Here is a 10,098-nt window from a genome sequence, read left to right as displayed (position 1 = left end):
CCCACACGCACCGCAACGACGCGCACAGAAAAGCCGATCACGGCCACCGTCAACCATCAGCTGGGATCGAACTGTCAAGCATCAACCGGGATCGGACAGGGTTGGGGATCAGCTCAGGGCTTTACCCACCTCGTAGATCGTCGGCCGGTCCTCGGGCGCGTGGCTGAGCATGGCTTCGATCAGTTCGCCCAGCTCACCGGGCGCCTTCACGGCACGGCGTCGACCGTTCGCCACGGCTTCTCTCTGCACGGGGCGAGGAGCGTCGTCCGGGTACTCGACCGCTCGCCAGCCGGTGGCGGAGATGAGCAGGGACGCGCCGAGTGCGTAGATGTCGGCTTCCGGCGTGGGTTCGGCTTCCCCGGTGGCGAGCACGCTGCGGGAGATCTCTGGTGCTTCGTAGTGGACGAGGCAGCCGCGGAACGGGAAGTCGTACCCCTGGGGAACGCTTCCGCCACGGGCGAGGGCCAGGTCGATCAGGTGAGTCCGTTCGGGCCCGATGATGAAGTGCGCGGGTTGCACGTCTCCGTGTGCCCAGCCCTTCGCGTGCAGTTCCGCCAGTGCTTCGACGCACCCCAGGGCGACGCTGGTGTGCGGCGCGATGGACGAGTCCGGCTTACGGCAGGGTTCCCACAGCCGGTACAGGTCCGGCCCTTCGCGCCACGGCTGGAAGTTCCACGTCCCGCGTTCCCACTCGCCGTAGGCGATCGCGTCGAGGTCGAGGCCGAGCCGGTGCAGTACGGCGCCCTCTCGCGCCGGCGCGAGTGCGGTCCAGGGCTGGGCGGCCCAGTCGGCGGTGGCTTCGATCGGGTGGCCGAGCTTCACGGCGTAGTGGCCCCGATTGCCTTCCACCTCCCAGACCGTGGAGCCCCGGCGGTTGATGACGAGGCGCTGAGCCGTGGGCATGAGCGCGTCGAGCACCACGATCGGCAGTTCAGCGGTTGAGCCGGGCAACGTCTCTTCTCCTTCCAGGCGCACGCGACCGACCCCGAGTCGAGGCCGGTCGCGCCGCTGTTGCGTGGGTCAGTCCTGACCGTAGGGCCGGCCGCAGTCCGAGTCGCACTGCGCGAGGTTCGTGCCGTCCACGATCCACAGGCTGTCGAAGACCATGAACCCGGCCGCCTTCATGGCGTGAGCCGAGGCGGCGACCTTCTCGGGGTCGCGTGCCCCTCCGCCCGGCTTCGGGTTGTGGTGGAGGAAGCGGCCCGCGTACTGCTCGCACAGCCCGGCGTACTCCTTCGTGTGCAGGATGAGCGCGTGGAGGCCGAGGTCCACGTCGTCGGACGGGACCATGGGAACGGTGGCGGTGGCAGCCGTGACGACGAACGCGACCGCCTGGTCCGCGATCCGCTCGGCACGTTCGGGCGACTGCCCGTTGTGGGTGATCACGAAGTGGGTGAGGCTCTGGAACAGTTCCTCACCCGCCACCGCGCGACCGGTCTTCTGATCGTTCGCTGTTGCCGTCATGTGCAGTCTCCTGGTGTGAGAGGTGCAGGGCACGTACCTGCCGTCGCGATCACCGAGCGCGGCTCGAAGACCATCGCGAGCGGTCTTGGAGGCCGGCCCCGAACGGGGACGGGGGAGCCGTAACGGCACCCGTTCGGGGCGGCCGGTCTACTGGCCGATGCCGAGGGCCACACCGATCACCAATCCGCACGAACCACTGATGCAGATGATGAACAGGACCCCGGCGTAACGGCCGACGGCGCGCATCACAGCCCGACCCGACTGTTGCCGTTCCTCGCGGCCAGCCGCACGCTCAGCTCCTCCCGAGCGCTGAGCGCCTCCACGTCGCCCCGCATGGCATCCCACTCCCTGCCACCACGGACCGGCCGCATCTGCACACGGCCGCCGACCTCACCCATGACGACCCCGATGCGTCCGGTGGCACGGTCCTTCGCCAACTCGCTGATGCCTGGTCTGGTCTGCTGATTGCTCGCCATGAGAGGAGCATTGCGATCAGGGCACCCCTGCCAAAAGGCCAGGCTGATTACCCAACTTGGGTAATATCGCGGCTAGTAGAGAATCCGCGACGTTGCGTAGCCCTCGCAGTGTGGGAGCTGGCCCGATGCCCGACGCCGACCGGCCGCAGGAATTACCTGCCAGGTTGCTCACCGACCCCGAGATGATCAACGCCTGCCGGGTGCGGGACTTCGCCCGAGTCTTCCGACTGGTGAAGACCCGAGCGGGCATCTACCCGTCGATGATCGCGAGGCGCTGCGACCTGACTCCGAGCCGGGTCGGCGAAGTGATCGCCGGGCGCCGCCAGTTGCTCCACATGGACGTGATCGAGCGCATCTCGGACGGCTTGCGCATCCCAGGAGGCATGCTCGGACTCGCCCGCCGCCCCTGGGAGACACCGCAGGCTCTCGCGGTCACCGAGCGCGAGGCACCTCAAGTGCCAGAGCCTGAGGAACGGTCAGCCGCGTCTCTTCCGGGCCCGGACGTCGACAGCATCTTGGCGCTGGCCACGCGCACCACCCTCAGCCCAGCCACGCTCGAAGCGTTCCGTTCCTCCATCGAGGACTACTGGCGTCGGGACGACCAGCACGGCGGCGAGGCACTGCGGCCGGCCGTCGTCGGCCAGCTCCGCTACGTGGTCGGTCTGCTGAAGGAGAGCCGTCCGCCGTCCATCCAGAACGGCCTGTACGGGATCGCGGCCGAGCTGGCACGCCTCACCGGCTGGACCTACTTCGACGCCCGCCAGTACAACCAGGCCCGCGCCTATTTCACCGAGGCCCTGCAACTGGCCAAGGAGATCGACGACCGCCAGTTCATGGCCAACGTTCTTGCGTGCATGAGCTTGCAGGCGACCTACCAGGACAAGCCCGCGGACTCCCTGGCACTCGTGACCGCCGCCCAGGACCAGGCCCGCTCAGCCTTCGGCACGACGCCGCGAGTCCTGTCGATGCTGTCCATGCGCGAGGCATTCGCCCACGCCACGCTCGGCAGCCACACGGCGACGCACCGAGCCATCGGGGAAGCCCACCGCCAGTTCGAGCAGATCCAGGAGAGCGACCCGGACCCGTCGTGGGTGACCTACTTCGACGAACTGAAGCTCATAGTGGACACAGGCATTGCCCACGGCCGATTGGGCGAGGCGGCGACGGCTGAACCCTTGATCGCGGATGCGCTGCGTCGGGAGGCCCGTACCAACCAGCGGGGCCGGGCGTTTCACGCCTTCTGGCTGGCCCGTACGCAGCTGGACCAAGGGAAGCTCGACCAGGCGTGCGGCACCGCCACGCAGGCTCTGGAGTCGGCGTCGGCGGTGGCGTCAGAGCGGGTGTCCGGCCATCTGAGGGAGTTCTACGAGCAGTTGGCTCCGCACCGGCAGGAGCCCGTAGCCCTGGCCTTCGAGGCACGGCTACGGGCGATGCTCCCACCAGTCAGCGGATCGCTTCATCCATGAGCAGGTAGAGAAGACCGACGAGGGTTCCGCTGCTGACGATTTCGCGGCGGTCGATCATTGCGCGCACCTCGCTGAGCGGGATCCACTCGATGCGGTCCGACTCGTTCTTCTCGGTGGGCGGTCCGACGTGGGTCGCGCCGTCCGCGCGGAAGACGTGGTGCTGTGAGTCGGTGATGCCGTTGGCCGGCTCGGCGTAGATGAGCGGCTTGATGGGGCCAGGCCGCCAGCCCGTCTCCTCCAGCACTTCGCGTGCTGCCGCTTCCTCGGGCGACTCGCCCTCCTCGACTAGGCCCATGGGCAACTCCCAAGCCCACGAGTCCGTGATGAAGCGGTGCCGCCACATCATCAGCACCTCTTGCCGGTTGTTGACGACGGCGGCCACGGCCAGGTGCCGGAGGCGAACGACGTGGTACTCCCACCTGCGCCCGTCAGGCTGTTGGACGTCGACCAGACACAGGTTCACCCACTTGTTCGTGTAGATCTGCCGCTCACCGTGGGTCTTCCACTCCATGCCTTCGGCCCCTCTCGATCGGTCTCCAGGATTGCAGACCGATCCGGGGTGAGGGCGTCAGTTCGACGCTTTTCGCGTCACATTGACGAGATGCGCCACGTCCAGGTTGAAGCGGCCGAAGGTCAGGGGGAGGACTCCTCGAAACCTCGGTGCGGGAAGCTCAGGTGACGAAGCACAGTACCTCTCGCTGACCTGCGGCGTTGGCGGCGTGGGTGCACGGCAGGCACGCCGATTTGGCTACCGGTGTTCCCTGCTGTTCCCCATCTCATCTCACCTGGCACGCATCTGGCGCAGTCCGTCACGCGGACCGACAGGCGCAGGATCATGTCCATTTGGCGAGACGAATCCACCATGCGCCCCCTCATGCATCGCACCGTACGTCGCTTCACGGCCACTTGAAGGCACGTGTGGGTATGGACCCACCTGTCAATCCCCTCGAATCGCGGAGACCTTCCTATGCAGCCAGCCCTTCACTGAGGCTGGCCCAGTAGTCGTGTTCGTAGTCGATCGGGCTCTTGAAGCCGCACACGCTGTGTAGCCGACGGCTGTTGTAGAAGTCGGTGATCCAGGTCGCGATCCGGATCCGGGCCTCGGTGCGTGTGGCGAAGGCGTGCCGGTGGACGTACTCGACCTTCAGCACGCTGTTGAACGCCTCGCTGACGGCATTGTCGAAGCACGAGCCGACCCGGCCCATGGACTGGAAGACGCCCAGTTTGCGGCAGGCCCGGCGGAACCGCCGAGAGCCGTACTCGCTGCCGCGGTCCGTGTGGAAAATGACACCGCGCACATCCCCGCCACGGGTCGCCGCGGTCATGTGCAGAGCGGCGACGACCAGTTCGGCATCGTGACGGGCACCCATCGCATAGCCGAGCAGGCGGCGGGAGAACAGATCGATGACCGTGGCCAGGTACAGCTTGCCCTCACCGGTTTCGATCTCCGTCATGTCTCCGCACCACACCAGGTCGGGTGCCTCGGCGGTGAAGTCGCGGCGCACGAAGTCCGGGGCGGCCGGCCGTCTGCCCGGCCGGGTCAGCCCTCGCCGTCTGCGCACCTTCCGCGCGACCAGGCCGAGCTCGGCCATGATCTTCGCGATGGTGTTCACCGAGACCTGCCAGCCCTGCCTCACCAGCCTGATCCAGATCTTCGGCGAGCCGTAGGTGCCGTCGGAGTCGTCGAACTCTGCCTTCACCGCTTCGATCAGGTGCTGTCTGCGCAGCTCACGCCTGGTGGGCTGACGGGTGCGGTGTTTGTAGAACCAGGACTCGCTCACGCCCAGGGCGCGGCAGGAGACGCGGTGCGAAATGCCGTGCTCGGTCCTGAAGTCGCTGATCACCCCGACGACGGACGCCGGGTCCGCCACGGCTACTTCACCCACAGGACCATGCAGCGTTTGAGGACATCACGCTCCATGACCAGTTCCTTGTTGTCCCGCTTGAGCTGGGCGTTCTCCCGCCGCAGACGCTCCAGCTCGTCACTCCCGCCGGCCGGTGCGGTCCCTGCCCGACGGGCACGGGAGACCCAGCTCGCCAGGGTGGTCTCGTTGATCCCCAGGTCCTCGGCGACCTCGGCGATCGTCTTGCCGGTCTCCGTGACGATCCGCACAGCCCCCTCACGGAACTCCGGATCGAACTTCCGTCGCTTCTCCGCCATGACTCCCAACTTCCCCTGCAGTCAGGGTCTTCACGCTACGAGGGGAGGGACACACCAGGAACGCAGCCCCCGACGCAGGTATCCGGCTTGCCAACCAGCCTGCGTCGAGGGCGGACCCACTAGGCGAACCCAGAAGGAGAAGTACGTGACCGTACCTCAGTGTGTGGATTCCCCCGATGGAGGCAGGGCACACGGCGCGGAGCAGTGGCACGTAGTCGTGATCACCGTGACGATCACGGTGCTTGTGCTTGCGTGCGCTGGGCTGAGCCCGGACTGGATCACTGCCACTGCAGCGGTAATAGCCGTCATCGGGGCCGAGCAGCGGTAATGGCGATCGATCCGCCGGCGTCGGTACGTGGTGTCCGGCGGGCAAGCGGGAGTCGGTGTAGCTGACTCCCGCTTCTTCATGGCCGCATCTGTCTTGACCAGGGGCAGCTTGCGTCGACTGCCTTGCTAGACCCTCACACGATTTCTGGTGCAAACGGCTCCAGAGGCCGCGTGAAACCTGGCTAAAGCAGCAGGTCACGGTCCTGTACGTGGTAGATCAGTCAGTACGAGGCCATGGATAGGCCACGATCCGCTGAGCACCACGGCGGTTCGGTCCAGGGCCGTGCGAGGTACTTGGACTCGTGCTTGCCTGGTGAATCAGCTGCGGTTCAGGCACCGATCTGGAGCGAGGTGCGGCGAGTTGGGCGCTGACCTGGGTAACGCTGGCTTCGGCGCCTGCGGCGTTGGCGCACCGCCGTCTGCCGTCGTTCCCCGTGAGCCCCCGCTTTATCTGGCACGTCTGTGGCACGGACTGACCGCCAGGTCGCTTCGTCCCGAACTACGGGCACGAAGGTCGCTGAGGTTTCCCGGCCTAGTCAGGGAAGTGGTAGGGCTTGGGGTGGTCACCTGCCTCCTACACGACTGGGCGCCTTTAACGCATGGGAGTGAATTGGGCAGTTAGTGCACTACCCAGAATTCAAAACGGCAACCCCGGCATTGTATGCGATCCCCGAGATCAAGCAGTCGAATCGAGCTCCATGCGTGGCAGTCTTTCCGTGGGCAGCGCGCTTGCCTGTGTCCACAGTGGGGGCAAAGGTAGACTCCTTGAGAGCCGTTGTCTTTAGATTCATCGGTGAGAGCCTCGAAGATTTTCCACGGCTTCACGAGATTATGGGTGATGGCTACGGTTGAAGCGACTACGTTCTTGATTCCACCGACTCCGTCGCAGTATCTTTCGACAGTCGAACAATAGATGCATTCCACTGGGTCGGTCGGCTCGGGCTGGATCCACGTCTCCGGTCCGCTCTTCGCCATAAGCCCCCCTCGTTGCTCATTGCCAGAGTCGAGGCCATGTCGACTCAAGTCAATACGTGCCCGGCAACGATGTAGACGAGGCTTCTGCTGCCTCGGCGGGGCGTGGATACACAGGGCGGCGGAGTCTCAATGGCCCAGACAAGCACGCGTCACCGGAGTGCTGGAGCACTAGTTTGGAAGATCGCGTAACCGGGTGGGGGCTGACCTGGCGAGACGTTCACCTGCGCCTTCCTGGCTCGATCACTGTGACTTCCCGCTGTTCCCCGCTTGGTGCCCTCGGATCGGGCACGCAGGGGGCACGTGTGCCTCTCTACCGCTCTCGCAGGTGTCGAATGTCCCACGAGGGCAGCCTCGAACTTCTCGGCCGTCACGGGCGCTTGTAGAGCATCATGCTGCATGTCAGCTCGCCGTTGCAGGGATGGCTCGGCGCGACTGACGCTCATTCGCGGAGGCGGGGAGGGGCAAGATGTCGAGCACTACTGATTGGCTCAGTGCGACGGGCGGAATCATCGGAGCCATTGGTGGGCCTGCTGGTATGTGGGCTGCCTGGAACCAGCACCGGATGAATCGGCGCCGCAGATTTGGGCCTCCAGAAGAGCTTCTTGGGTTGCTGGGCAAGATCCTCGATGTTGCGCACGATGTCACTCTCAGCTATCGAGATGACGCCTGGCTGGAGGCGTCGGGCCTCAGGACTGCGTCCGAACGCGTCGACGAGCTGTCGCATCTTGTAACCGATGAAGCGCTTCGTCATGGGCTTGGGCTCGTTACAGGGAATGTGGGACTCGTACTTGGGGCCACCACGGACGAGCATCAGTCCCCAGAGCGCAGAGTGACCACCGTAACGAACCAGGTCCGGTATGCGGCCGAACTGGATAAGTGGGCCAGAGAGAGCCTGGGCGAACTCCGACGTCAGCTGTGAATGCCGAGGTCGGCGGAGTCTCAATGAGCGAGTCAAGGGCCGTCGAGTGCAACCAGTAGCCGAAGAAGTGGTGGGCCGGGTTTCTGACCTGCGGGCCAGTTGACGATCAACACTGCGACCTGCGACTTAGCTGTCGGTGGTTGTCGGCGTTGGTCGTCGTCGGGCTTCCTCGGACGGCCCCGGGACGGCCCGATCCGTTGGGGAGGCGTCTCTGATCACTGCCGCAATACATGCCCGCCCTCAATGAGCGCGCCGATTGCACGTACGAACATGTCATGGGCGTCTGCCATGGCTCGCATTTGTGTATATACCTGCTGAAATGCCGAAGCGGCATCTGGATCGCTGGACTCCCTTGCCTCTGCGGCCCAGTCGAGGTCGAGGTAGTAGTCGCGTACGGCATCTTCTAGTGTTGTAGCGCGAGCATGGATGAGCTCGGGCCCTACGAGCTTCACGCGCTGCCGGACTTGGCGAAGCCTGAGGGCGGCCGCCTCCAGTTCGTTGAGGTCGTCCTCGGGCTTGGGGTCGCCCGGCTCCATGTCTCTGATTTTTGTACTTGTGCGGCTGGCTGCCAACGCTGAATCGTCGTAAGCCGTGAGGAACGCGCTGTACGCCTCAATGCGCTGCTGCCTCAACCAGTGCTCATGGTCGATCGAAGCCTGATCCTGAACCTGCTGACGGGCGGTCTCGGCGGCCTTTTCTGCTCCGATGCGGGCGCCTCGTACGGCTGCTATGCCACCCACTACTGCGCCGGCTACCGCGCCGACAGTCCCCGCAAGTCCGGCAATCAATGCCGCAGTTCCCTCATCCATGCCAAGATCGTGTCGCACTAGGCAGCCAGAGGGAATCGTCGAGATCGTTTACGGTCATATGTTCGATAGGCGCCGGGGTCCGTCAAGGTTGGCGCAGTCTCAATGGCCGAGTCAAGCCAACGGCCGCGCCGTCCCGGTTGAGAACGGCGCCCAGTCAGGCCTTGCGTCAGGCTGCCCTTCGATGTGAACTACGGGCGGGACGGTCGTTGAGGTCTGCCGAGCTGGTCAGCGAGCTTCTGGGAGCCGGTGACGACCGGTTGTAGTCGTGGTGGTTGCTGTACTTCGCTGCTGTACCGCGACTTGATGCCGCTTCGCAGCGATGCGCTTACAAGGCTGCATATTTCGATCTTGAGGGCGGGCATTCGAAGATTGCCCGCCCTCAAGGAGGTTCGAAGCCTATGACCGTCCCTATTGCATACAAGGGGCTTGAGTTGATGCCCACGTGGTTTGTCATCACGGCTGCGGTCTTGGCTGTAGTCGGGATCATCCTGGCCTACCGGCGGAGACAATGATGATCAGCTCAGAGCTGGTGAGCCGTCGCCCATCGGTTGATGGAGGCGGCTCACCTCGGGCCATGAGAGACGGATTGACCTCATCCTCGTCAGGTCGATCACGGCGGTTCGGAGTGCTGGGCCGATCGACCTTCTACCCGGATTGCTGGTCCGCTGGGGTTCGGGGTTAGCTGCTGCTGTTCGCCCCTGTTGGTGTCAGCCGCTGATGTCAGACCTCAGTAGCGGGCTTGGCAATCCGGTTCCGGAGCAGTGATCGGGCTCTTCAGCCGGGCTCTGACAGCCACGGCCGTCGGGCGGACAGCACTCGGTCCTAGCGCTGCAAAGGGTGGTGGGTGGTGGTTCATACCTATTTGACGTGACAGGGAGCGAGGCGAAGCGTGGGAGGTGAGCTCAACCCCACATAAGTCTGGTGATGGACCATGGAAGCCACCATCCGCAAGCGCACCGCCCTAACCGTGTGCGGCTTCGCACTCTGCGGAGCCCTCGCCGCACCAGCGGCCATCGAAGTGGCCTCGATCGCAACCGGCAGCGGACAGACCCAGGTGGACCACGCTGAAAGGCAGAAGCCGAAGAAGGAAAAGAAGGACCCGAAGCCGCCCCACAAGCCGCCGAAAACCAAGTAGTCGCAGGACTACCATCTCGGTGCTCTGGTCCTTCGCTCTACCCGGGCGCAGAGCGAGGGGCCGTCTGAGGTCTGAGCGGCTCGGGTGGGTGCGGGAACCGCCCGGGAGGATCCACACGCACCCTAAAACGCGCCGCCAGGACCGCGTGTCCCCAGGGGTCCTCATCTTGTGGCACTGGAGACAAGTAACAAGTCCCTGGTCAAAGGCATGGCTCGGCCAGTATGACCAGTACCGACTTGTCCCGAGCCCTCAAGTTCCGAGGGCGAGTGAGCTTGCTCCGCTTTGACGGACACCATTGGTGTGGTGGTCAGGCTGCGAGTGCGGTCTCGTATTCGGCGGGACTGCGGTAGCCGAGGCTGCTGTGCA

The 10,098-nt window shown here is 65.0% G+C and carries 10 protein-coding genes; 3 read left to right on the top strand and 7 right to left on the bottom strand.

What is annotated here, in order from left to right:
* Window positions 1-108: 108 nt before the first annotated feature.
* The 3 genes from HW837_RS47705 to HW837_RS47695 form a co-directional block, all read right to left on the bottom strand.
* On the bottom strand, window positions 109-903 hold the full coding sequence (locus HW837_RS47705; protein WP_390623623.1) for a protein kinase family protein: 795 nt from the start codon (window positions 901-903) through the stop codon (window positions 109-111).
* A 117-nt stretch (window positions 904-1,020) separates the two neighbouring features.
* A complete protein-coding gene (locus HW837_RS47700; RefSeq protein ID WP_193382244.1) occupies window positions 1,021-1,464 on the bottom strand; it encodes a glycine-rich domain-containing protein in 444 nt (147 codons plus the stop codon).
* A gap of 245 nt (window positions 1,465-1,709) precedes the next feature.
* Window positions 1,710-1,940 (bottom strand): hypothetical protein, encoded by a 231-nt coding sequence (locus HW837_RS47695; RefSeq protein WP_193382243.1) that lies wholly within the window; start codon window positions 1,938-1,940, stop codon window positions 1,710-1,712.
* Window positions 1,941-2,065: 125 nt separating this feature from the next.
* Here HW837_RS47695 and HW837_RS47690 point away from each other — a divergent pair, with 125 nt between their 5' ends.
* On the top strand, window positions 2,066-3,406 hold the full coding sequence (locus HW837_RS47690) for an NsdA family TPR-like regulatory protein (RefSeq protein WP_193382242.1): 1,341 nt from the start codon (window positions 2,066-2,068) through the stop codon (window positions 3,404-3,406).
* Here HW837_RS47690 and HW837_RS47685 read toward each other — a convergent pair.
* The 3 genes from HW837_RS47685 to HW837_RS47675 all read right to left on the bottom strand — a co-directional run bounded on the left by HW837_RS47685 (window position 3,384) and on the right by HW837_RS47675 (window position 5,567).
* Window positions 3,384-3,917: an NUDIX hydrolase gene (locus HW837_RS47685; protein ID WP_193382241.1), complete on the bottom strand. Its 534-nt coding sequence runs from the start codon at window positions 3,915-3,917 to the stop codon at window positions 3,384-3,386. The genes HW837_RS47690 and HW837_RS47685 overlap by 23 nt on opposite strands.
* Window positions 3,918-4,371: 454 nt before the next feature.
* Window positions 4,372-5,292, bottom strand: coding sequence for an IS3 family transposase (locus tag HW837_RS47680; protein ID WP_234442735.1), 921 nt, complete (start codon window positions 5,290-5,292; stop codon window positions 4,372-4,374).
* A complete protein-coding gene (locus tag HW837_RS47675; RefSeq protein ID WP_045561525.1) occupies window positions 5,280-5,567 on the bottom strand; it encodes a transposase in 288 nt (95 codons plus the stop codon). Before HW837_RS47675 ends, HW837_RS47680 begins: the two co-directional genes overlap by 13 nt.
* Window positions 5,568-7,476: 1,909 nt before the next feature.
* Here HW837_RS47675 and HW837_RS47670 point away from each other — a divergent pair.
* Entirely contained in the window at window positions 7,477-7,788 is a 312-nt protein-coding gene (locus HW837_RS47670) for a hypothetical protein (protein ID WP_193382240.1), read from the top strand.
* Between the two features lie 215 nt (window positions 7,789-8,003).
* Here the strand turns inward: HW837_RS47670 and HW837_RS47665 are convergent, their stop codons facing one another.
* Entirely contained in the window at window positions 8,004-8,597 is a 594-nt protein-coding gene (locus tag HW837_RS47665; RefSeq protein WP_193382239.1) for a hypothetical protein, read from the bottom strand.
* Window positions 8,598-9,528: 931 nt separating this feature from the next.
* On the opposite strand from HW837_RS47665, the gene HW837_RS47660 reads away from it, so the two are divergent.
* Complete coding sequence (locus HW837_RS47660) at window positions 9,529-9,732, top strand: hypothetical protein (RefSeq protein ID WP_193382238.1); 204 nt, start codon at window positions 9,529-9,531, stop codon at window positions 9,730-9,732.
* The last annotated feature ends 366 nt before the right edge of the window (window positions 9,733-10,098 follow it).

Origin of the sequence: Streptomyces caniscabiei, assembly GCF_014930365.1 — a bacterium.
Classification (GTDB): Bacteria; Actinomycetota; Actinomycetes; order Streptomycetales; family Streptomycetaceae; genus Streptomyces; species Streptomyces caniscabiei.
This window is presented reverse-complemented; position numbering and strand designations above follow the sequence as displayed.

Coding starts and splice junctions, on each gene's coding strand:
- HW837_RS47705 (WP_390623623.1), bottom strand. CDS start 903: ATGCCCACGGCTCAGCGCCTCGTCATCAACCGCCGGGGCTCCACGGTC.
- HW837_RS47700 (WP_193382244.1), bottom strand. CDS start 1,464: ATGACGGCAACAGCGAACGATCAGAAGACCGGTCGCGCGGTGGCGGGT.
- HW837_RS47695 (WP_193382243.1), bottom strand. CDS start 1,940: ATGGCGAGCAATCAGCAGACCAGACCAGGCATCAGCGAGTTGGCGAAG.
- HW837_RS47690 (WP_193382242.1), top strand. CDS start 2,066: ATGCCCGACGCCGACCGGCCGCAGGAATTACCTGCCAGGTTGCTCACC.
- HW837_RS47685 (WP_193382241.1), bottom strand. CDS start 3,917: ATGGAGTGGAAGACCCACGGTGAGCGGCAGATCTACACGAACAAGTGG.
- HW837_RS47675 (WP_045561525.1), bottom strand. CDS start 5,567: ATGGCGGAGAAGCGACGGAAGTTCGATCCGGAGTTCCGTGAGGGGGCT.
- HW837_RS47665 (WP_193382239.1), bottom strand. CDS start 8,597: ATGGATGAGGGAACTGCGGCATTGATTGCCGGACTTGCGGGGACTGTC.
- HW837_RS47660 (WP_193382238.1), top strand. CDS start 9,529: ATGGAAGCCACCATCCGCAAGCGCACCGCCCTAACCGTGTGCGGCTTC.